The sequence below is a fragment of the Neomesorhizobium albiziae genome (assembly GCF_900114255.1).
Lineage (GTDB): Bacteria > Pseudomonadota > Alphaproteobacteria > Rhizobiales > Rhizobiaceae > Neomesorhizobium > Neomesorhizobium albiziae.
The window spans coordinates 144,093-165,015 of record NZ_FOSL01000007.1 but is presented as its reverse complement, the minus strand read 5'-3'; the positions used below and the strand labels follow the sequence as shown (position 1 = coordinate 165,015).

Below are 20,923 nucleotides of genomic sequence, written 5' to 3'. Positions count from 1 at the left end.
GGTGGAGTGAGCCGCGCGGAGCGATCGCAACTGCCCCTCCACCACGCTTCGCGTTGTCCCCCTCCCCGCTTCACGAGGGAGGATCAGCTGTAGCGGCTATTCGCGCGCCACTTCCTTCCAGGAGCCGCCTTCGATCTTCGAAATCAGGATGGCATTGCCGCCCTGATGGTCGGTGGCGCTGAAATCGACATCGACATCCGCGATCTCGTCACGGAATTTCAGTGATTCCAGTCCTTTGACGAAGGATTCCGACGTCAAATCCTTGCCGGCGGCGTCCAGCGCCTTCACGAAGGTTTCGGCGGCGGAGCGGCCGAGCAAGGCGCCGGTGGAGGGATCTTCCTTGAATTCCGCCTTATAGCTCTCGACGAAACCCTTCACCGCCGGATTGCCCATGCGCGCTTCGAGGTCGGACCAGCCTGCGGCCGCGTAGAAGCCGTCGGTGACGCCGCCAGGAACCTTGGCGATCGCCGTGTGGAAAGACGCGGACGTGCCGAAGATCGTCACGTCGTTCCAGCCCATCTTCTTGGCCGTGCCGATCACGGTGATGACCTGCCGGACGCCGAGCGCCACGCCGATGACGTCGCAGCCCTCTTCCTTGAGCTTGGTCAGCGAACCGATGAAATCGGCTTCGTCGACCTTGTGCGTGGTCTCCGCCTTGAAGGCGATGCCGGCCTCCTCGGCCCCTTTCTTGGCGCCCTCTTCCATTTCCTTGCCGAAATCGGTTGGCAGGTACATGGCGCAGACTTCCTTGGCGCCCTTTTCCTTGGCGAGGTACTTAACCGCGGCGCGGGTCTGGTCATAATAGGAAGAGAAGCCGGTGAAGCGCAGCGCGATCGGCTCCTCCACCATCTGACGGGCCGCCGTGAGCGGCAGGAAGTTCACGATGCCCTTCGGCTCCTGAAGCTTGAAACCGGCGATGTTGATCGGCGTGCCGAGCGTCATGAACGAGACAAAGATCTTGTCCGAGTTGATCAGCTTGTTGAAAGCCTGCATCGCCTTCGGCACCTGATAGCCGTGGTCCTCGACGATCAGCTTGATCTTGCGTCCGTGCACGCCGCCCTTGGCGTTGACCTCGTCGAACACCTGTTGCGCGGCCTTCATGGCCGGCACGCTGAAGCCGGCGAACGGACCGGACAGGTCGGCATTCGAGCCGATCACCACTTCGGTGTCGGTGACCCCTTGCGTTTGTGCAAGGGCGGTCGAGGCCAGACCTGCCGCCAGCCCCAATGCAAGGATCGATTTCGCAATCATTGATGCCATTTCACATTCCTCCCTGATTTTCGCTCCCGGTACGTCAGCGCGCCGGCTGGCCGTACATTTCCTCGATAAGTCCCTTGTGCTTCTGCTCGACGAAGCTGCGCTTCAGCTTCATGGTCGCGGTCAGTTCGTCGTCCTCGGCGGTAAGCAGCACGTCGATCAGCCGGAAATCCTTGATCTGCTCTACCCGTGCGAATTCGCGATTGGCCTCTTCTACCACGCCGCCGATCAGTTCGCGCACTTCGCGCGCCGCGCACAGCGACTTGAAGTTGGAGAACGGCACGCGCCGGTCCTGCGCGAATTTCTCGACATTCTCCTGGTCGATCATGACCAGGCAGGTGAGGTATTTGCGCCTGTCGCCGATGATGACGGCGTCGGAGATATAGGGCGAGAATTTGAGCCGGTTCTCGATCTCGCTCGGGCTGACGTTCTTGCCGCCGGAGCAGATGATGATGTCCTTGGCGCGCCCGGTGATCGTAAGGAACCCCTGGTTGTCGATACGGCCGAGATCGCCGGTCCTGAGCCACCCGTCGACGATCGTCTCCCCGGTCTTTTCGGGCTTGTTCCAGTAGCCCTTGAAGACGTTGCCGCCGCGGTACTGGATTTCGCCGTCTGGGGCGATCCGCACCTCGCCGCCGGGCACCGGCTTGCCGATGCTGCCGGTCTTGTAGTCGTCCATCAGGTTCAGCGAGATCACGCCGGAGCTTTCGGTCATGCCGTAGCCTTCGAGCACGGTGACGCCGATCGCCCGGTACCAGCGCAGAAGATCCGGAGAGATGGGTGCTGCACCGGTGGTGCCGCGCCGCAGGCGATCGAGACCGAGCATCCGGCGCAAATTCTTCAACACCGCGAAATCCCAGAAGGCATAGGCTGCGGCCGTCGCCAGCGGCACCTTTTCGCCATTCTCCAGGTGGCCGGCGCGTTTCTTTCCGGCGGCGACGGCCTGGCGGTAGGCCCAGCGGCCGAACCGCGTGGAATCTCCAGCCATGATGGTGACCCGCGAATAGATCTTCTCCCAGACGCGCGGCACCGCCGTGAAGACATGCGGGCTGACTTCCCGCACGTTGTCGAAGACCGTTTCCGGGCTTTCGGCGAAATTGACCGTCGACTTCAGCCCGATCGGCTCGAACACGGTGATCAGCCGTTCCAGGATATGGCAGAGCGGCAGGAAGCAGACCTGTTCCTCGTTTTCCTTGACCGGCAGCGTCAACAGCGCACCGGTGATCGAACACATGATGTTTGCATGGCTGATCATGGCGCCTTTCGGCGGCCCGGTAGTGCCGGAGGTATAGACGAGGATGGCGGTGTCTTCGGGCCGCGATTTCGCGATTTCCTCCTCGAACCGGTTGGGGTTCGCTTTCAGGAAATCACGCCCGATCCTGTAGAGATCGTCGAGGAAGATCACCTTGTCGTCGGAAAACCCATGCAGGCCGTCGCGGTCGTAGACGATGACCCTGGCAAGTCCAGGCATGTCGGCCTTGACCGAGAGGTATTTGTCGAGCTGCTCGTCGTTCTCGACGAACAGGAAACGGCTATCGGAATCGTTGACGAGATAGCGGAGCTGGCTGGCCGAATCCGTGGTGTAGACACCCGATGCGATGCCGCCGACCGACTGTACGCCGAGGTCGGTGTAGATCCATTCCTTGTTGTCTTCCGAAAGGATCGAGACAACCTCGCCGCGCTTCAGCCCGAGCGCGGCGAGGCCGAGGCCGATCAGCCGCGCGTGTTCGTAGAAATCGCTCCACGAGTAAGCCAGCCAGATGCCGTAATCCTTCTCGCGATGCGCAATCCTGGGGCCGAGTTCCTGGCAGCGCTGGCGAAACAGCTTCACCAGCGTATCGCAACCGTCGAAGAAGAACGGCCCCTCGGACAGATTGGCGTTGATGCTGTAGCCGTCGACAACTCTCTGGGCGGGCATGGCGGCTGTGTTCATGCGATCCTCCCTGCGGCTTTTGCTTGCCCCTCATCCCCCTGCCGGGACCTTCTCCCCGCCTGCGGAGAGAAGGAGGCTGGCCGCAACGTCGACGCCCCCCTCTCCTTCTTCACGGGGAGAGGGCTGGGGTGAGGGGCAACTTCACGAAACTGTTTCATCGCCAGGTCTTCCTCTGCTTCCAGCGCTTCTGGCCGCGCTGCGACTGTTCCTGCACCCCGAGATAGAATTCCTGGACGTCCTTCGATTGCAGCAGCCGTTGGGCGTCGTCGGCCATGACGATGCGGCCAAGTTCCATCACGTAACCGTAATCGGCGACCTCCAGCGCGACGCGTGCATTCTGCTCGACCAGCATCATGGTGACGCCCTGCTCGCGGTTCAACCTGCGGATGATTGCGAATATCTCCTTCACCAGCAGCGGCGACAGGCCGAGGCTAGGCTCGTCGAGCAGCATCAGCTTCGGCCGCGCCATCAGCCCGCGGCCGATTGCCAGCATCTGCTGCTGCCCGCCCGACAACGTGCCTGCCGCCTGGCGACGGCGTTCGGCAAGGATCGGAAAATAGGAATAGACCATCTCCTGGTCGGCGCGGATGCCATCGGCATCCGACCGCACGAAGGCGCCCATCCCCAAATTTTCCTCGACGGTGAGCAGCGGAAACACCTCGCGGCCCTCCGGCACATGCACGATCCCGGCCCGCACCACCTTGTCCGGATCGGCGCCGGCGATGTCGTCGTTGCCGTAGAAGATATTGCCCTTCTGCGGGTTCATGACGCCGGAGATCGTCTTCATCAGCGTTGTCTTGCCGGCGCCGTTGGCGCCGAGCACGGTGACGATCTGGCCTTCGCGGACCTCCAGGCTGACGCCGCGGATCGCCATGATCGGACCGTAGTAACTTTCGAGATTCTTCACCGCCAGCACCGGCGCGGGAACCGGCTCCGGCAGCGCCAGGATGTCTTCCAGCGCCGTCATGTCACCACCTTCTGATGCGGATCGGAAACGCCGATATAAGCCTCGATGACTTTCGGATGGTTCTGCACCTCCTGCGCGGTGCCGAGGGCCAGCGCCTTGCCGTCGGCCAGCGCCAACACCCGGTCGGAAACCGCCGAGACGAGATGCATGTCGTGCTCGACCATCAGGACGGTGATGCCCATCTGGGTCTTGATGTCCTCCACCCAGAAGGCGACGTCCTGGGTTTCCTCAACCGAGAGGCCGGATGCGGGCTCGTCGAGCAGCAGCAGGCGCGGCTCGATGGCCAGCGCACGGCCCATCTCGACCACCTTGCGCACGCCGTATGGCAGTCCGGCGATGTATTTGTCGCGGTAGGCCTGGAGGTCGAGGAAATCGATCACCTTCTCCACCGCATCGCGGTGGCGGCGTTCTTCGCCGCGCACGAACGGCGAAAACAGAAGCTCGTTGACGAAGTTGCTCTTGCGGTGCCGGTGGCGGCCGACAAGCAGGTTCTGCAGAACCGTCGCCTGTTCGAACAGTTCGATGTTCTGGAAGGTGCGGGCAATGCCGAGGCGGGCCATCTCGTGCGGCGCCTTGTCGAGGATGCTCTTGCCGTCGAAACGGATGTCGCCCTCGACCGGATCGTAGATGCGCGAGACCAGGTTGAAGAGGGTCGACTTACCGGCGCCATTGGGCCCGACCAGCGCGAACACCTCGCCCTCCTCGACCGAGAAAGACACCTTGTTGACGGCAACGACGCCGCCGAAACGCAAGGTGACGTTGTCGATCTCGAGAAGGCTCATCTCAGCCGCTCCGTCTTCAGGTAGCTCTTCTGGCGACGGAACATGTCGCGGCGATAGAACGGGAACAGCTCGAAATAGGTGCGTATCTTCACCCAGCGGCCGTAGATGCCCATCGGCTCGAACAGGATGAACAGGATCAGGATGGCGCCGAACACAGCGCTGTCTAGGCCCGGCATGGCCATCGAGCCGGTGCCGAACAGGCCGCCGACGAAATCGCGGGAAAGTGCGATCGCCTGCGGCAGCAGCGCCACCACGATGGCCCCGAAAAAGGCGCCGTGGATCGAGCCGAGACCGCCGATGACGATCATCAGCAGAAGCTGGATCGAAATGATGATCGAGAATGTCTCGTTGTTGAAGACGCCTGCGAAATGCCCCATCAGCGCACCGGCAAGGCCGGTAATAGCGGTGGAAATGCCGAAGGCGGTGGCCTTGGTGCGGGGAACGTTGACGCCCATCGCCTGCGCCGAAACCTCCGAGTCGCGAACCGCCGCGAACGCCCTGCCGAGCGGCGCCCGCAGCAGGTTGCGGTAGGCGAGCACTGTCAGCACCACGACGGCAAGCACGAGCCAGTAGAAGCGGTCCGGCGTCACGTAACGGTCGATCTCCAGCCCGAAGATGTTGATTGTCGGCGTGACAAGCCCGGTGACGCCGCCGGTCAACGGCTCGGCAAGCACGATGACATCGTCGGTCAGGATGGCGATGGCCAGCGTCGCAATGGCGAGATAGATGCCGTGCAGCCGCGCCGTCGGGATGGCCAGCAGGACGCCGGCGAAGCCGGCGATCAGGCCGGCCAGCGGAAACGACACGATGAACGGCAGGCCGAGCCGTTCCTGCAGAAGCACGTTGGCGTAGCAGCCGATCGCCAGGAAGGCGGCGTGGCCGAGGCTTGCCTGGCCGCTCTGGCCGACGAGGATCATCAGCCCCATGCCGGCAACGGCCCAGATCAGCATGTTGGTGACTTCGCCAAGCATGAAGACATCGAGCAGCAGCGGCAGGACGAGCGCCAGCGCCAGCAGCGCCAGATACCATGCGGCCTGCACACTGTCGCGAAAGAGGTTGATGTCGGCGTCGTAGGAAGTCTTGAAAACTGTCCGCATCGCCGCCTCACACCTTCTTCCGATGGACCTGGGCGAGGATGCCGTGTGGCCGGAACACAAGGATTAGGAACAGCAACAGGTAGGGCATGATCTGCGAATAGCCGGCGGCGATGTAACGCGACGCAAACGGCTCGATCAGCCCGACGATGACGCCGCCGAGCAGCGCACCGGGCAGGCTGCCGAAACCGCCGATCACCGCCGCGGCGAACGCCTTGATGCCGAGCAGCCCGGCCGAGGGATCGATGGTGCCTTTCGAGGCGAACAGCACGCCCGCGATCGCCGCGACCGCGCCCGCCAGCGCCCAGATCAGCGAATGCACGCGCTTCACCGGAATGCCCATGTAGTAGGCCGCCAGCTGGTTCTGCGACGCGGCCTGCATGGCGATGCCGAGTTTGGTCCGGTTGAAGTAAAAATAGAGGATGATGGTCAAAAGCACGGTGACGACGATGACCGCCACCTCGTCGAGGCCGAGCACAACGCCGCCGAAACGCAGCTCCTTGCCGGCGATCGGCGATTCCAGTGACACCGTCTCATGACCCCAGATGGCGCCGGCGACGAAACGCAGCACGAAACCCAGCGCGATGGTGAGGATGACGACGGCGATCTGCGACTGGCCGAACATGCGGCGCAACACGATGAGATCGAGCAGGTAACCGAACACGCCCATGATGAACACGGCAAGCGGCACCGAAAGCCAGAACGGCAGGCCGAGCCAGGCCTGGTTGGTCAGCCCGACGGTGATGAAGGCGCCGAGCATCATGAAGTCGCCCTGGGCGAAATTCACCGCTTCGGTCGCCTTGTAGATCAGCACGAAGCCGAGCGCGATAAGCCCGTAAACGCAACCATTGGCCAGGCCGCTGACGACCAGCTGCAACACATCCAAAGGTGTCCTCCTCCTATTTTCATCACAATCTTCTGTCGTTTCTTTGCCGACTAATGATTGTGAACCTCATTCAAATCAACGCCGACTTCAATCCGGCTTGATGAAAACCTTTCCGTTTGGTTTTGCGAGCGCTGCTGGGGTTTCGCTCATTGCTTTCGACAGCGGCACCACCGCCGTCACATCGGTTGTCCAGCGCCCGTCCGAAAACCGCTTCTGCGCTTCCATCTCCGCCCACTCGCGACGCTCCGGCGATTGGCGCATCCAGACCGGCAGCCAGAAGCCTTCGATGACCTTCTGCTGGAAGATGAGTTGCCCGGGCTCCAGGATCGGCGTTGTCGACGGATCGAGCCGGCCATAGATGATCCAGCGCGAACGTTTCGGCATGACGTGGAAGATTCCCGCGGCCAGCGGCCCGGTCATCGCATCGAGGAAGATGCGCGGCTGCTCGGCCTTGACGGTTTCCTTGAGGCTGGTCCTGAAATCGGCGGCCTCGGAATTCAGCACATGTGCTGCGCCGAGTTCCTTGAGCAGCGGAATCTGGTCGTCGCGCCGCACGATGGCGATCGGCCGGAACCCCTCCTCCTTGGCAAGCGCGATGATCAGCTTGCAGAGCTGGCTGGCGCCGGCCGTCACGATGAAGGCCTTCTCGCCCTCGTCCTTGACGATGCCGAACATGGCGAGCGCGGTCAACGGATTGACGATCATGGCCGCGCCGTCCTCGTCGCGGACCGTGTCGATGAGGGCGATGCAGGCGGGGGCTTCGGCTACGGCGTATTCAGCCCACGAGCCCCAGCCGGTGACGCCGGTGGCGAAGGCGACCCGCTTGTCGGCGAAGCTCCTGGCCAGCGGCTCGTCGCCGGTCGCCACCACGGTGCCGACGCCCTCGAAACCGGCCGGCTGGCCTTTCTGGCGTGGCTGGCCGTACATGCCCTTGACGAACATCACGTCGGACGGGTTGATCGAGGCGAGGCTGACCTTGATGAGGAGTTGCGTCGGCTTGGGTTTCGGAACCGCCACGACGCCCGGCTCGACATAGGGTTCCATCGCCTCCAGTACGCTGCCGGAAGGTTTGGCCGCATAGCCGTCGTTGGTCTGGAGAAGCGCCTTCATTTCGGCCGGGATTGCCATCGTCACGTCTCCGGGTCAGGGTTTCAGGATCAGCTTACCTGAAGCGCCGCGCCCGATCACACGGGCAAGCACGCTCGCGGCATCGGCCAGCGGATAGGTCCCCTCGATGACAGGCCTGACCTTGCCGGCGCTGTACCATCCGATCAGTTCTTTCATGTTCGCGGCGTAGACCTGCGGTTCCTTCTGGGTGAAGGCTCCCCAGAACACGCCGACGACGCTGAACCCCTTGACCAGCGACAGATTGACCGGGAATTTCGGGATCGTTCCGGAAGCGAAACCAACCACCAGCAGGCGGCCGTTCCAGGCCATCGACCGCGACAGCGCATCGAAGGCGTCGCCGCCGACCGGGTCGAACGCCACGTCGACACCCTTGCCTGCGGTGACGGTCTTCAGTTCTTCCTTGAGGTTGTCGTAGCCAAGCACCGTATCGGCGCCCGCGCCCCTGGCAACGGTGCGCTTTTCTTCTGTCGAGGCGACCGCGATGACGGTTGCGCCCATCGCCTTGCCGATCTGCACGGCGGCAATGCCGGTGGCGCCTGAAGCGCCGAGCACGCAGAGCGTCTCGCCGGGCTGCAATTGCGCCCGCTGTTTCAGGGCATGATGCGAGGTACCGTAGCCGCAGATCAGCGCGCAGGCGTCGGCGGCGCCGATTGCGTCCGGCAGCTTCATCACCGTCGCCTCGGGAGCGCCGACCTTCTCGGCGTAGCTGCCGTAGGTGGAGAGCGCGGCGACACGATCGCCAACCCTGATGGCTTTCACGCCCGGACCGATCGCCGTCACCCTGCCGGCGACTTCCATGCCGGGCACGAAGGGCACCGGCGGTTTCATCTGGTAAAGGCCCTGGACAAGCAATCCGTCGGGAAAGTTCACCCCGATCGCCTCGGCCTGGATCACCACTGTATCGCCCGTCGCCTCGGGTTCCGGCCAGTCGGCATAGTCGAGCCGATCGATGGGGGCGAAGTCGCGGGCGACGATGGCCTTCATGCGGGGATCATACCTGTTCCTGCGTGTATTTCTTCAGTTCCGCGCGGGCGATCTGGCGGCGGTGCACGGCATCCGGCCCGTCGGCGAGCCGCAGCGTCCTCAGATGCGTCCACGCGCGCGCCAGCGGCGTGTCCTGGCTGATGCCTTGCGCGCCGAACATCTGCACCGCCTCGTCGGTGACCTTGAGCGCGACGCGCGGCGCCACCACCTTGATCTGGCTGATCCAGGGAGCGGCCGCCCGCGCATCGCCCTGGTCGATCATCCAGGCCGCCTTCAGGCAGAGCAGCCTCGCCATCTCGATTTCCATGCGGCACTCGGCGATGATGTCGAAATTGGCGCCGAGCTGCGCCAGCGGCTTGCCGAACGCCTCGCGGCGCATCGAGCGCGTGCACATCATCTCCAGCGCCTTTTCGGCCTGGCCGATGGCGCGCATGCAATGATGGATGCGTCCGGGCCCAAGCCTGCCCTGCGCGATCTCGAAGCCCCTGCCCTCGCCGAGAATGAGATTCGAGGCCGGCACGCGGACGTTTTCGAAGCGGATATGCAGATGGCCGTGCGGCGCGTCGTCGTCGCCATAGACCTTCATGGCGCGAAGCTTCTTCACACCCTTTGCGTCAGCCGGCACCAGGATCATGGAGTGCTGCTTGTGCTTGGCCTCGCCGGTGCCGGTTTTCACCATGACGATATAGATGGCGCAGCGCGGATCGCCCGCACCCGACGCCCACCATTTCTCGCCGTTCAGCACATAGTCGTCGCCGTCGCGCTCGCAACGCAGGGAGATGTTGGTTGCATCGGAGGAGGCGACATCAGGCTCGGTCATCAGATAGGCCGAGCGGATCTTTCCTTCGAGCAGAGGCTCCAGCCAGCGTTTCTTGTGATCCTGCGAACCGTATCGCTCGAGCACTTCCATGTTGCCGGTGTCCGGCGCCGAGCAGTTGAAGGTTTCCGCACCCAGATGCGCCTTGCCCATCTCCTCGGCGAGGTAGGCGTATTCGACGGTCGAAAGGCCGTAGCCGCGTTCCGAACCGGTCAGCCAGAAATTCCAAAGGCCCCGCTCGCGCGCCTTTGCCTTCAGCCCTTCGAGGATTTCGGTCTGCCGCGGAGTGTAGGTCCAACGATCATCGCCGGCGCCGACCTCCGCCAGGAACTCCTCGTCGAGCGGCAGGATCTCCTCGCTGACCATCCGGCTGACCCGTTCATGGATCGGCTTAAGCCGTTCGGTCATGCCCAGGTCCATCTCGGTCACGTTTCCTCCTTGCCGCCGAGGCCGCGATGGGCGAAGGCAACGATCTGGTTGGCGATGTTATGGATGTCCTCGTCGGTTTCGCCGGGGCGCGGCACATACCAGAACATCGGCGAGTTCAGCGCCATGAACATGGCCTGCACGGTGATGCCGAGGTCGGCGAAATGGAAGTCGCCTTCTTCGCGCGCCTGGGCGATCGTTTCCCGGAAGATGTCCGAATAGCCATTGCGATAGCGTATCAGGCCATCGAGTTCGATGCGCTGCTGCGGCGTCGTCGCCCCGCGCAGGTGCATTTCGACGCCCTCCCAGACCACCTTGGCGAGCGTCTTCGATTTCATCATCCGGACAGTATGGATGAACGCCAGTTTCTTCCAGCGCTCAGCCGCCGGCCCCGGCATATTCCTGTACGGCTCGACCGCCGCGAAGATGCGGTCCATGCCGAACCGGAAGACGCCTGCGAACAGATCGGCCTTGGACGGGAAATAGTGGTAGATGCGGCCTTTGGTGGCGCCGAGGCGGCGCGCCACATCGTCTATCGAGGTGGCATTGTAGCCACGCTCCATAAAGCATTCCGCCGCCACGAACAGAATGTCGGAGCGTGAATCGTCGGCAACGTGCTCCCTGACGCTCAGCGTCATGCCACTGCGACCTCCCTGTCCAGCTTCCTTCCCGATCTGCTTCATGGCTGCCGCGATCAGGCCTTTACGGACCGTCAAATGGTGAACATACTACCGGGTATGTTGTCAATGCGGCTCCAATCCAAAAGTCCGCAGCAGGGAGGATCGATGACCTATCTGGACGAATTGTTTTCCGTCGCCGGCAAAAGGGCGCTGGTCACTGGGGCCGCTACCGGCATCGGCCGGATGGCAGCGACGGCTCTGGTCCAGGCTGGCGCCGATGTCATGATCGCCTCTCGCAAGGGCGCCGATTGCGAGAGGGTCGCGGCCGAGTTGAACGCGCTCGGCGCGCCGGGCAAGGCCGAAGGTTTCGCCGGCGACGTCAGTTCGGAAGCGGGCATCGCGGCACTCGTCGGCGAGGTGAAGAACCGCACCGACCGGCTGAACATACTGATCAACAACGCCGGCGTTTCCTGGGGCGAGCCGCTCGAAAGCTTTCCCTACCACGCCTGGTCCAAGGTGATGAACGTCAACGTCACTGCGGTTTTCCATCTCACACGTGAGCTTCTGCCATTGCTGGAGAAGGCTGCCAGCGACGCGGACCCGGCGCGGGTGATCAATCTCGGCTCGGTGATGGGCACGCAGCCGCTGGCCGACGATGCCTATTCCTACACCGCTTCTAAGGCCGCCGTTCACCATCTGACACGCACGCTGGCCGGCGAATTCGCCAAGCGGGGCATCACCGTCAATGCCTTCGCACCCGGCCCGTTCCAGAGCCGCATGACTGCGTTTGCCACCGGCACGGAGGAAAAGGCGGAACGGGTCGCCAGCCATGTTCCGATCGGCCGGATTGGCGCGCCGGGTGACATCGCCGGCGCAACATTGTATCTGTGCAGCCGGGCTGGGAGCTACGTCACGGGAGCCATTCTTCCCATCGACGGTGGCCAATCGGTGCAGCACGGCATGACGCTCTTCAAGGAGTGATGTGCGGGTAACGGAGTGCTTTTTTGAAATCCATCAAGCTTGATGAATTGCTGACGCTCGCCGGCAAGGAGGTTGGACTTTCGCCCTGGCGCGTGGTGACGCAGACCATGATCGACCAGTTTGCCCAGGCGACCGACGATCACCAGTGGATCCATGTCGATCCCGAGCGCGCAGCCAGGGAAGCACCGTTCGGCGGCACAATCGCGCACGGTTTCCTGACGCTTTCCCTGCTCTCGGCGATGACCTACGAAACCCTGCCGACGCTCGAGGGCACCGGCATGGGTATCAATTACGGCTTCGACAAGCTGCGCTTCATCGCGCCGGTCAAGACGGGCGCCCGCATTCGCGCCCGGTTCTTCCTGGCCGACGTCAATGCCCGCCCTTCGGGCTGGGTGCAGATCAACTACAATTTGACCATCGAGATCGAGAACTCGGTGAAGCCCGCGATCACCGCGAGATGGCTGACGATTGCCGTCATCGAACGCAAGGATGAGACTGCATGAGCGATCCGAATGCGCTCGATATCGTCGCGCTCGCTCCCTATCTCGAAGCCAACATTCCAGGATTTTCCGATCTCCGGTCGATCGAAAAATTCAAATCAGGCCAGTCCAATCCGACCTATCTGCTGACCGCCGCGAGCGGCCGCTATGTGCTGCGCGCCAAGCCGCCCGGCGCCCTCTTGAAGTCCGCGCATCAGGTCGACCGCGAATTCCGTGTCATGAAGGCGTTGGCCACCACCGCCTTTCCGGTGCCGCGCGTGCTGCACCTGTCGACGGAGGATTCGCCGATAGGCCGCATGTTCTACGTCATGGACTATGTCGAGGGCCGTATCCTGTGGGACCCGGAGCTGTCGGAAATTGCCGACAATGGCGAACGCGGGGCAATCTACGATTCCATGAACGCCACGCTGGCGGCGCTGCACGACGTCGATGTCGGGGCAGCCGGTCTTGGCGACTTCGGCAAGCCCGGCAGCTATTTCGAACGTCAGCTCGGCCGCTGGACGAGCCAGTACCGGGCCTCCGAGACCGGCGCCGTTGCAGATATGGACAGGCTGATAAGCTGGCTGGAAAGCAATCTGCCGGCCGACGACGGTCTGGTGTCGCTGGTGCATGGCGACTACCGGCTGGACAACATGATCTTCGCGGCCGACCGGCCTTCGGTCGTTGCGGTGCTCGACTGGGAATTGTCGACGCTTGGCCACCCCTATGCCGATCTCGCCTATCAGTGCATGCAGTGGCGGCTGCCGCATTCCTCGGGTTTTCGGGGGCTGGGCGGCATAGACCGCGCGGCGATCGGCCTGCCTACGGAAAAAGAATATGTTGCGAAATATTGCGGGCGGCGGAAAATCAACGGAATCGGCAACTGGACTTTCTGCCTGGCCTTCTCGTTCTTCCGCCTCGCCGCGATCTGCCAGGGTGTGTACAAACGCGCACTTGACGGCAACGCCTCCAATCCCGAAAAGGCGAGGCAATATGGCGACGCGGTGAAGTTGTTGGCTGGCCTTGCAGTGCGGCTTATCGACGGAAAGGAATGAGATGAGCCGTTTTCAGGACCTGACGGTTCTCATTACCGGAGCAACCGGCGGATTTGGCCGCCGTTCCGCCGAAAGGTTTGCCGCCGAAGGGGCAAGGCTCGTGCTGTCCGATCTCGACGCCGGGCCGCTGGAAGAGTTAGCCGCTTCGCTGGACGCCGAGACCGCGACGCTTGCCGGCGACATCGCCGACGAGGAGCTTTCCGAATCACTCGTCAAGCTGGCGGTGAAGCGCTTCGGCAGGCTGGACATCGCAATCAACAATGCCGGCATCGCGCAAAGTTTCGTCAGGCTGCCGCAGGTGCCCTCGGACGAAGCGCGCAGGATCATCGAAATCGATCTTCTCGGCGTCTTCTACGCCATGAAGTACCAGTTGCCGGTGATGGAAAAGCAGAACCGCGCCAGCGGACGCGGCGGCATCATCGTCAACGTCTCCTCCGTCGCGGGGCTCAGCGGCGCCGCCCGCCTGTCGGTCTATTCGGCGGCCAAGCACGGTGTGGTCGGCCTTACGCGCTCCGCCGCGCTGGAATACGCCGCCAAGGGCATCCGCGTGAATGCAGTGTGCCCGTCCTATGCGCGCACCAACATGGTGGGCGATTTCGTCAAACTGGCGGGCGGCCGCGAACCCGAAGCAATCGCGGAATTGACACGCGGCGTTCCGATGAAGCGCGTCGCCGAGATCGACGAGGTGATCGAGGTGATCCTTTTCGCCGCCGATCCGAAGAATTCGTTTATGACGGGCCACACGCTGTCGGTCGACGGGGGCATCGCGGCTATCTGAAACCTGGCAGGGGTCCGAAGGAAGACGGCGGTCAGTCGCCCTTGCGACGCCGTTTCGGTTCGCCCGGGATGGACGTGATGGTGATCGATACCGGATCGCTGGCCGGAAAACTGTCTTCAAGCCCGATCTCGAGCTCTTCTTCCAGCGTCTCCTTGGAAAGGCCGCGCCGGCCGATCTTGCCTTGTTCGGGCTTGCGCTCGGTTGGCCGATCCTGAGGCCGATGCGAGCCCGCCTCGTCGCGTTCCCCGTCCGTTGCGATGTGATCGGTCATGAATGCTCTCCTGTGGCTCACACAAACGCGACCTTACCCCGAAAGTTCCTGCCTCCCCTGATGGAGCAGATGCATTCAGTCGAGTGCTCCGGAGCCTGTTCCACTCCGATGGAGCTGGAATGGGGCTCTATCTCTTTGTGGGAGCATGATCTTTTCCGAAAAGCGGTTTCCACTTTCCGGGGTCATGATCTATGCGGCCGCATCGCGCGCGGCTTCCGCCAGGAAGGTGAACGCATAACAGGAAAACGAGCGCCAGCATTCGACCCTGAAGGTCTCCTCGGCGGTGCGCAGAAGTACAATCTCGATCTTGCCGAACACAGTGCGCGTCGAAGCGCCGACGGGAAACGCCGCCAGTGAGAGGTCCTGCGGGCATCCGGCATTGATCGTGTCGGCCGCGGCCGCGCCGCTGACGACGATGCCGATGTTGCGGTGGGAAATGTCGACCGCCGAATGCAGCGCCTTCACCTTGGCGCAGTCGGCGAGCATGTCGTGGCCGGCCTGGTCTATCACCAGCCATTCGTCCGGGCCGAGCCAGAGCGCCGTGCGGCTGCCCTTCGACGCGGAGGTCTTGGGCCGGTCCGGAAGCGCCAGCCCCAGGGCCTTCGACAGGGCGGGCACCGCATCCTTGCCGGCTCGCAGCGAAATGCGGGTTGCCGGCGGGGCCGGCTCGACGCTCACCATGGCCGTGCGCTTGGCGCGGCCGTCCAGCGGGCCGACCCGCTTTGCCGTGTTTCCTGCCGCCGATGCGACGGCGCGTTGAGCTGCCTTAGCCATTGAGGCGCTCCCCCTTCTCGTCGAAGAACACCATGTTCGTCACCTCGACCTCGATGACGCTGTCCGGCATCGGCACATAGAGCGTCGTCCCCATCAGGTCGCGACCGCCGGCCACCAGCCCGAAAGCGATCGAACGCCCGCAATTTTCCGACCAGTAGCTGGATGTGACGTGGCCGATCATCTTCACCGGCACAGGCTGGTTGGGATCGGCGACGACCTGCGCGCCTTCCTCCAGCACGACCTTCGGATCCCTGGTCTTGAGGCCTACCAGTTGCTTGCGGCCCTTCGCCACCAGGTCCGGCCGCGTCATGCCGCGAATGCCGACGAAATCGGCCTTCTTCTTGCCCACCGCCCAGTCGAGGCCGGCATCGTTGGTGGTGACGGTGCCATCCGTATCCTGGCCGACGATGATGTAGCCCTTTTCGGCGCGCAGCACGTGCATGGCCTCCGTGCCGTAGGCGCAGGCGCCGTGCTTCTGTCCCTCGGCCCACAGCGCTTCCCACACCGCCTGGCCGTAGTCGGCCGGTACGTTGACCTCGAAACCGCGGTCGCCGGTGAAGGACATGCGGAACAGCCGTGTCGGGACGCCGCAAATCTTTCCTTCGCGCACCGACATATGCGGCATTGCCGCGTCCGAAATGTCGATCCCTTCGAGCAGTGGCTCGATGATCTTGCGCGAATTGGGGCCTTGCACGGCGATGACCGCCCATTGCTCGGAGATCGAGGTGAGCCACACCTTGAGCTCAGGGAATTCCGTCTGGAGGTAATCCTCCATGTGGTTCATCACGCGGGCAGCACCGCCGGTGGTGGTCGTAACATGGAACCGGTCGGCTGCAAGCCGGCCAACGACACCGTCATCATAGATGAAGCCATCCTCGCGCAGCATGATGCCATAGCGGCAGCGGCCGGGCTCCAGCTTCTCCCACGGATTGGTGTAGAGGAGTTCCATGAATTTCGCCGCGTCGGGCCCGACCACCTCGATCTTGCCGAGAGTCGAGGCGTCGAAAAGGCCGGCCGTGTCGCGCACGGTGGCGCATTCGCGGTTGACGGCGGCATGCATGTCTTCGCCGGCTTTCGGGAAGTACCAGGCGCGTTTCCACTGGCCGACATCCTCGAACACCGCGCCATGCGCTTCCGCCCACGGATGCGTCGGCGTCTTGCGCGTCGGGTCGAACAGCGGCCCGCGCGCATGGTTGACGATGGAGCCGAAGGTTACCGGCGTGTAGGGCGCACGGAAGGTGGTGAGGCCGACTTCGGGAATCTCCTTGCCCAGCGTCTCGGCCGCGATGGCCAGACCGTGCATGTTGGAGGTCTTCCCCTGGTCGGTCGCCATGCCGTTGGTGGTGAAACGCTTGACGTGCTCGATCGAGCGCATGCCCTCGCGCACCGCAAGGCGGATATCCTTGGCGGTGACGTCGTTCTGGAAATCGACAAACGCCTTCACCGTGGTGTCGGCGCCGGCTCCGGGGCCAGCACCCAGCATGCCGCCGGTCCAGCCTTCCGAAGTCTCGGCATTCAACTTCACTGCCTTGGCGGCTTTCGCGCCGGCGTCCTTCGCCGCTTTTTCGCCGGCCGAGAGTGCTTCGGCAATGCTCGCCTCCAGCGTGTCCGTGCCGTTGGAGGCGCCGACGGAAACACAATCCTGCGCGTATTTGCCGGGCAGGAACCGCTTCGTCGCGTCGTCGAACGCGACCTTGCCGCGCGACTGCGAGAAGAGGTGGACCGACGGCGTCCAGCCGGACGACATCAGGATCGCGTCGACCGGTATCGTGCGTTCGGCCCCGCCATTCTTCGGCTGGACCACCATCGACGACACGCGCAGCTTGCCGCGCGCCTTCACCACGGCGCGGCCATGGTTGATCTCGATGCCGAGCGCCCTTGCTTCGTCGACCACCGGACCGGTCGGGTTGTCGCGCAGATCGACAATCGCCGCGACCTCGACGCCCGCCTTTTTCAGGTCGATCGCCGCGGCGTAGGCGGAATCGTTGGCGGTGTAGACGCCGACGTTCTTACCGACCGTGACGCCGTAGTGGTTGAGATAGGTACGCGCGGCGGACGCCAGCATGACGCCCGGCCGGTCGTTGTCGGCAAACACCATGTGCCGCTCGATGGCGCCGGTGGCGAGGATCACCCGTTTGGCGCGCACCTGCCACAGCCGCTCGCGCGGCAGATCCTGGCCGGGATTGGCGAGATGCTCGGTGACCCGCTCGACCAGGCCGACGAAATTCTGCGCGTAGTAGCCGAACGCCGTGGTGCGCGGCAAAACACGCACATTGTCCATGGCGGCGAGCCTGGCTGCGGTTGCCTGCGCCCAGGCCCAGCCCTCCTGGCCGTCGATCTTCGTGCCGGTCTCGAAGCGCAGCGCGCCGCCGAATTCGGCCTGTTCATCGCAGATGATGACGCGAACGCCGCTTTCGGCCGCGGCAAGGGCTGCGGCAAGGCCTGCCGCGCCGCCACCCAGCACCAGCACCTCGCAATGGGCGAAGCGCGACGCATAATGATCCGGGTCCGGCTGGTCCGGGGCGACGCCAAGGCCGGCGGCGGCGCGGATGTTTGGTTCGTAGAAACTCTTCCAGGCGGCCTTCGGCCACATGAAGGTCTTGTAGTAAAAGCCGGCCGAGAACATCGGCGAGGCCAGATCATTGAGCGCGCCGACGTCGAACGACAGCGACGGCCAGCGGTTCTGCGATTTCGCGGTCAGCCCGTCATAGAGCTCCTGCACGGTCGCCCTGACATTCGGGGTCTTGCGCGCCGCATCGCGCTCGATCGAAACCAGCGCGTTCGGCTCCTCGGCGCCGGCCGAAAGGATGCCGCGCGGCCGGTGGTACTTGAACGAACGGCCGACCAGGTGGACACCGTTGGCAAGCAGCGCCGAGGCGAGCGTGTCGCCCTCGATACCGGTGAAGCTCTGATCGTCGAAGCTGAACCGCGCGGTTCTCGCCGGCGTCAGCCGGCCCTTGCCGGCGATGCGATAGGTGCCGGCCATCAGGCTTTCCCCTTCTTCGACGGCGCGCGTCTGGCGGCCGGCTTCTTCACGTTGAGCTGATCCGGCGGACGGTTGGCCCATGCCGCCGGTCCGCTGTCATTGGCGGCGCGCGAAATGTCGGGCTTTGGCTCGCCCGCCTTGTAGGTGAGGACGAACTTGTCGCTGACCGTATCGCGCGCGGCATTGAAGAAGCGCCCGCAGCCATGGATGTGGCGCCAGCGCTCGTAGATCAGGCCTTTGGGATTGGAACGGATGAAGAAGAACTTTTCGAAGTCCTCGTCGCTCTGGCTAGCGATATCGGTCGAGCGCGCGATGTGGGCTTCGCCGGCGTTGCGGAATTCGAGTTCCGGGCGCTCTTCCTCGCAATAGGGGCAGCGGATGAGAAGCATGGTTTTCCCCAGCGATTTTCTTAGTGCGCCACGGCGGCAGCTGCCGCCTCGTCGATCAGCCGGCCGGTGCGGAAGCGCTCGATGGTGAAGGGCGCGTTGATCGGATGCGGATTGTCGTTGGCGATGGTGTGCGCGAAAACGTGGCCCGAACCAGGCGTCGCCTTGAAGCCGCCAGTACCCCAGCCGCAGTTGACGTAGAGCCCCGGGACTGGCGTCTTGGCCAGGATCGGCGAGCGGTCCGGCGTCACGTCGACGATGCCGCCCCACGAGCGCAGCATCTTCATGCGCGTGAACATCGGGAACATCTCGCAGATCGCGTCGAGCGTGTGGTTGAGGATGTGGAGGCCGCCGGTCTGCGAATAGGAGATGTACTGGTCGGTGCCGGCGCCAATGACCAGTTCGCCCTTGTCCGACTGCGAGATATAGGCGTGCACGGTGTTGGACATGACCACGCAGGGGAAAACCGGTTTCACCGGCTCCGACACCAGCGCCTGCAGCGGATAGCTCTCCAGCGGCATGCGCACATCAGCCATCTGCATGATCACCGATGAATGGCCGGCGGCCACGACGCCGATTTTCCTGGCGCCGATGAAGCCGCGCGTCGTCTCGACGCCGGTGACATGGCCGTTGGCCGAGCGCTTGACGCCGGTCACCTCGCAATTCTGGATGATGTCGACGCCCCGCGCCGACGCCGCCCGCGCATAACCCCAGGCGACCGCGTCATGGCGCGCCGTGCCGCCGCGCCGCTGCAAGGCCGCACCCACCACCGGGTAGCGCGCCGCTTTCGAGATGTTGAGCGGCGGGCAGAATTCCTTAGCCTGTTCAGGCGTCAGCCATTCATTGTCGATGCCGTTCAGCCGGTTGGCGTGGACGTGACGCTTCAGTACCTGAACGTCGTGCACATTGTGCGCCAGCATCATGACGCCGCGCGCCGAATACATGACGTTGTAGTTCAGGTCCTGGCTGAGGCCGTCCCACAATTTCACCGCGTGATCGTAGATGCCGGCGCTCTCGTCGTAGAGATAGTTGGAGCGGATGATCGTGGTGTTGCGGCCGGTATTGCCGCCGCCGAGCCAGCCCTTTTCCAGCACCGCGACATTGGTGATGCCATGCACCTTGGCGAGATAATAGGCGGTCGCCAGCCCATGCCCGCCGGCGCCGACGATGACGACCTCGTATTCAGACTTCGGCTCGGGCGAGGACCACTGCTCCTCCCAGCCTTTGTGGCCGCGCATGGCCTCGCGGGCGATGGCAAAAACCGAATATTTCCGCATGTTTTCGAAGCCTCGCAGTGCCGGATCGGACGCGCTTTCCGTCGAATGGCGAGGTGTATCACTAGCGAAAAGCCTGTGCCAGCTTTGCGCTGTTTGCGACCAAGGGTGCCGTTTTGCGCCGTCACGGCACACATGCAAGCCACGCCGGCCGGCACGCCGCAGCTTTCGGGTGTCGTGACCGGCGCAACGCTGTCAAACCTCATCCTCAAATGCCGACGCTGGATCGGCGCGAAACAAGAGGATGCAAAGATGTTCGCACTCACCAACAAGGTCGCCATCGTCACCGGCGCAAGTTCCGGCATCGGCCGCGCGACGGCAAAACTGTTTGCCGCCGAAGGCGCCAGGGTCGTCGTCGCGGCGCGGCGCCAGGCCGAACTCGAATCGCTCGTTGCCGAAATCGCCGGAGATGGCGGCGAAGCGGCCGCCTTGGCCGGCAACGTCAAGGACGAGGCCTACGCAAAGGCGCTGGTCGAACTCGCCATCGGAAAATACGGCGGACTGGACATCGCCTTCAACAACGCCGGCAGCATCGGCGCGATGGGACCCGTTTCGGAACTGGCGCAGGACGATTGGCGCGACGCGCTCGACACCAACCTCACCAGCGCTTTTCTCGGCGCCAAGTACCAGGTGCCGGCGATGGTCGAGCGCGGCGGCGGTTCGCTGATATTCACCTGCACCTTTGTCGGCCACACTGTCGGCATGCCCGGCATGACCGCCTATGCGGCGAGCAAGGCGGGATTGATCGGACTCACGCAGGTTCTGGCGGCGGAATACGGCGCCAGGGGCGTGCGCGTGAACGCGCTGCTGCCGGGCGGCACCGATACGCCGGCCGCCACCTTCAAGACGCCACAGGAACGGGTTTTCGTCGAGGGCCTTCATGCGCTGAAGCGTGTCGCCAGCCCCGAGGAGATCGCGCGGTCGGCGCTTTACCTCGCATCCGACGCCTCGAGCTTCACGACGGGATCAGCACTTCTGGCCGACGGCGGCATATCGATCAACCGGACATGAAGAAAAGGAGGGCGCCCTTCCGAGGGCGCCTTTC

At 63.7% G+C, this 20,923-nt stretch carries 20 protein-coding genes; 5 read left to right on the top strand and 15 right to left on the bottom strand.

Annotation, left to right across the window (positions count from 1 at the left end):
- Positions 1-96 precede the first annotated feature (96 nt).
- From F3H98_RS13930 to F3H98_RS13885, 10 genes are all read right to left on the bottom strand, one after another.
- Positions 97-1,260, bottom strand: coding sequence for an ABC transporter substrate-binding protein (locus F3H98_RS13930; RefSeq protein WP_149760751.1), 1,164 nt, complete (start codon positions 1,258-1,260; stop codon positions 97-99).
- A gap of 34 nt (positions 1,261-1,294) precedes the next feature.
- The gene (locus tag F3H98_RS13925; RefSeq protein ID WP_149760750.1) at positions 1,295-3,190 is read right to left on the bottom strand and encodes an AMP-dependent synthetase/ligase; all 1,896 of its coding nucleotides are present in this window, start codon (positions 3,188-3,190) and stop codon (positions 1,295-1,297) included.
- A gap of 154 nt (positions 3,191-3,344) precedes the next feature.
- Positions 3,345-4,157, bottom strand: coding sequence for an ABC transporter ATP-binding protein (locus F3H98_RS13920; protein WP_149760749.1), 813 nt, complete (start codon positions 4,155-4,157; stop codon positions 3,345-3,347).
- Entirely contained in the window at positions 4,154-4,939 is a 786-nt protein-coding gene (locus F3H98_RS13915; RefSeq protein WP_149760748.1) for an ABC transporter ATP-binding protein, read from the bottom strand. Before F3H98_RS13915 ends, F3H98_RS13920 begins: the two co-directional genes overlap by 4 nt.
- Positions 4,936-6,036, bottom strand: a complete 1,101-nt coding sequence (locus F3H98_RS13910) for a branched-chain amino acid ABC transporter permease (RefSeq protein ID WP_149760747.1) — start codon at positions 6,034-6,036, stop codon at positions 4,936-4,938. Before F3H98_RS13910 ends, F3H98_RS13915 begins: the two co-directional genes overlap by 4 nt.
- 7 nt (positions 6,037-6,043) lie before the next feature.
- A complete protein-coding gene (locus F3H98_RS13905) occupies positions 6,044-6,913 on the bottom strand; it encodes a branched-chain amino acid ABC transporter permease (RefSeq protein WP_244621723.1) in 870 nt (289 codons plus the stop codon).
- Positions 6,914-7,006: 93 nt separating this feature from the next.
- Positions 7,007-8,047, bottom strand: a complete 1,041-nt coding sequence (locus F3H98_RS13900; RefSeq protein WP_149760745.1) for a zinc-binding dehydrogenase — start codon at positions 8,045-8,047, stop codon at positions 7,007-7,009.
- Positions 8,048-8,062: 15 nt separating this feature from the next.
- Entirely contained in the window at positions 8,063-9,031 is a 969-nt protein-coding gene (locus tag F3H98_RS13895; protein WP_149760744.1) for an NADPH:quinone oxidoreductase family protein, read from the bottom strand.
- Between the two features lie 7 nt (positions 9,032-9,038).
- Positions 9,039-10,277: an acyl-CoA dehydrogenase family protein gene (locus F3H98_RS13890; RefSeq protein WP_149760743.1), complete on the bottom strand. Its 1,239-nt coding sequence runs from the start codon at positions 10,275-10,277 to the stop codon at positions 9,039-9,041.
- A complete protein-coding gene (locus tag F3H98_RS13885; protein ID WP_188130422.1) occupies positions 10,274-10,912 on the bottom strand; it encodes a TetR/AcrR family transcriptional regulator in 639 nt (212 codons plus the stop codon). The genes F3H98_RS13890 and F3H98_RS13885 overlap by 4 nt, the downstream gene beginning before the upstream one ends.
- A 147-nt stretch (positions 10,913-11,059) precedes the next feature.
- On the opposite strand from F3H98_RS13885, the gene F3H98_RS13880 reads away from it, so the two are divergent.
- Genes F3H98_RS13880 through F3H98_RS13865 form a run of 4 tightly spaced genes read left to right on the top strand, consistent with a single transcriptional unit; the run spans position 11,060 to position 14,187 of the window.
- Positions 11,060-11,875 carry an SDR family oxidoreductase gene (locus F3H98_RS13880; RefSeq protein WP_149760741.1) on the top strand — a complete coding sequence of 272 codons (816 nt, stop codon included), beginning with the start codon at positions 11,060-11,062 and terminating at the stop codon, positions 11,873-11,875.
- 23 nt (positions 11,876-11,898) lie between these two features.
- Positions 11,899-12,378: a MaoC family dehydratase gene (locus F3H98_RS13875; protein ID WP_149760740.1), complete on the top strand. Its 480-nt coding sequence runs from the start codon at positions 11,899-11,901 to the stop codon at positions 12,376-12,378.
- Positions 12,375-13,409 carry a phosphotransferase family protein gene (locus F3H98_RS13870; protein ID WP_149760739.1) on the top strand — a complete coding sequence of 345 codons (1,035 nt, stop codon included), beginning with the start codon at positions 12,375-12,377 and terminating at the stop codon, positions 13,407-13,409. Before F3H98_RS13875 ends, F3H98_RS13870 begins: the two co-directional genes overlap by 4 nt.
- A 1-nt stretch (position 13,410) precedes the next feature.
- Entirely contained in the window at positions 13,411-14,187 is a 777-nt protein-coding gene (locus F3H98_RS13865; protein WP_149760738.1) for an SDR family NAD(P)-dependent oxidoreductase, read from the top strand.
- A gap of 31 nt (positions 14,188-14,218) precedes the next feature.
- On the opposite strand, the gene F3H98_RS13860 is transcribed toward F3H98_RS13865, so the two are convergent.
- The 5 genes from F3H98_RS13860 to F3H98_RS13840 all read right to left on the bottom strand — a co-directional run bounded on the left by F3H98_RS13860 (position 14,219) and on the right by F3H98_RS13840 (position 19,881).
- Positions 14,219-14,458 carry a hypothetical protein gene (locus F3H98_RS13860; protein WP_149760737.1) on the bottom strand — a complete coding sequence of 80 codons (240 nt, stop codon included), beginning with the start codon at positions 14,456-14,458 and terminating at the stop codon, positions 14,219-14,221.
- A 189-nt stretch (positions 14,459-14,647) separates the two neighbouring features.
- The gene (locus tag F3H98_RS13855) at positions 14,648-15,232 is read right to left on the bottom strand and encodes a sarcosine oxidase subunit gamma (protein ID WP_149760736.1); all 585 of its coding nucleotides are present in this window, start codon (positions 15,230-15,232) and stop codon (positions 14,648-14,650) included.
- The gene (locus F3H98_RS13850) at positions 15,225-18,218 is read right to left on the bottom strand and encodes a sarcosine oxidase subunit alpha (RefSeq protein ID WP_149760735.1); all 2,994 of its coding nucleotides are present in this window, start codon (positions 18,216-18,218) and stop codon (positions 15,225-15,227) included. The genes F3H98_RS13855 and F3H98_RS13850 overlap by 8 nt, the downstream gene beginning before the upstream one ends.
- Complete coding sequence (locus F3H98_RS13845; RefSeq protein WP_149760734.1) at positions 18,218-18,607, bottom strand: sarcosine oxidase subunit delta; 390 nt, start codon at positions 18,605-18,607, stop codon at positions 18,218-18,220. Before F3H98_RS13845 ends, F3H98_RS13850 begins: the two co-directional genes overlap by 1 nt.
- A gap of 20 nt (positions 18,608-18,627) precedes the next feature.
- Positions 18,628-19,881 carry a sarcosine oxidase subunit beta gene (locus tag F3H98_RS13840; RefSeq protein WP_149760733.1) on the bottom strand — a complete coding sequence of 418 codons (1,254 nt, stop codon included), beginning with the start codon at positions 19,879-19,881 and terminating at the stop codon, positions 18,628-18,630.
- A gap of 249 nt (positions 19,882-20,130) precedes the next feature.
- Between F3H98_RS13840 and F3H98_RS13835 the strand changes: the two genes are divergently transcribed.
- Positions 20,131-20,889, top strand: coding sequence for an SDR family oxidoreductase (locus F3H98_RS13835; RefSeq protein WP_149760827.1), 759 nt, complete (start codon positions 20,131-20,133; stop codon positions 20,887-20,889).
- The last annotated feature ends 34 nt before the right edge of the window (positions 20,890-20,923 follow it).

Bases quoted from the DNA above. Each gene is read 5' to 3' on its own strand.
- F3H98_RS13930 (WP_149760751.1), bottom strand. From the start codon at position 1,260: ATGGCATCAATGATTGCGAAATCGATCCTTGCATTGGGGCTGGCGGCA.
- F3H98_RS13925 (WP_149760750.1), bottom strand. From the start codon at position 3,190: ATGAACACAGCCGCCATGCCCGCCCAGAGAGTTGTCGACGGCTACAGC.
- F3H98_RS13920 (WP_149760749.1), bottom strand. From the start codon at position 4,157: ATGACGGCGCTGGAAGACATCCTGGCGCTGCCGGAGCCGGTTCCCGCG.
- F3H98_RS13915 (WP_149760748.1), bottom strand. From the start codon at position 4,939: ATGAGCCTTCTCGAGATCGACAACGTCACCTTGCGTTTCGGCGGCGTC.
- F3H98_RS13910 (WP_149760747.1), bottom strand. From the start codon at position 6,036: ATGCGGACAGTTTTCAAGACTTCCTACGACGCCGACATCAACCTCTTT.
- F3H98_RS13900 (WP_149760745.1), bottom strand. From the start codon at position 8,047: ATGGCAATCCCGGCCGAAATGAAGGCGCTTCTCCAGACCAACGACGGC.
- F3H98_RS13895 (WP_149760744.1), bottom strand. From the start codon at position 9,031: ATGAAGGCCATCGTCGCCCGCGACTTCGCCCCCATCGATCGGCTCGAC.
- F3H98_RS13885 (WP_188130422.1), bottom strand. From the start codon at position 10,912: ATGACGCTGAGCGTCAGGGAGCACGTTGCCGACGATTCACGCTCCGAC.
- F3H98_RS13880 (WP_149760741.1), top strand. From the start codon at position 11,060: ATGACCTATCTGGACGAATTGTTTTCCGTCGCCGGCAAAAGGGCGCTG.
- F3H98_RS13870 (WP_149760739.1), top strand. From the start codon at position 12,375: ATGAGCGATCCGAATGCGCTCGATATCGTCGCGCTCGCTCCCTATCTC.
- F3H98_RS13865 (WP_149760738.1), top strand. From the start codon at position 13,411: ATGAGCCGTTTTCAGGACCTGACGGTTCTCATTACCGGAGCAACCGGC.
- F3H98_RS13860 (WP_149760737.1), bottom strand. From the start codon at position 14,458: ATGACCGATCACATCGCAACGGACGGGGAACGCGACGAGGCGGGCTCG.
- F3H98_RS13855 (WP_149760736.1), bottom strand. From the start codon at position 15,232: ATGGCTAAGGCAGCTCAACGCGCCGTCGCATCGGCGGCAGGAAACACG.
- F3H98_RS13850 (WP_149760735.1), bottom strand. From the start codon at position 18,218: ATGGCCGGCACCTATCGCATCGCCGGCAAGGGCCGGCTGACGCCGGCG.
- F3H98_RS13845 (WP_149760734.1), bottom strand. From the start codon at position 18,607: ATGCTTCTCATCCGCTGCCCCTATTGCGAGGAAGAGCGCCCGGAACTC.
- F3H98_RS13840 (WP_149760733.1), bottom strand. From the start codon at position 19,881: ATGCGGAAATATTCGGTTTTTGCCATCGCCCGCGAGGCCATGCGCGGC.
- F3H98_RS13835 (WP_149760827.1), top strand. From the start codon at position 20,131: ATGTTCGCACTCACCAACAAGGTCGCCATCGTCACCGGCGCAAGTTCC.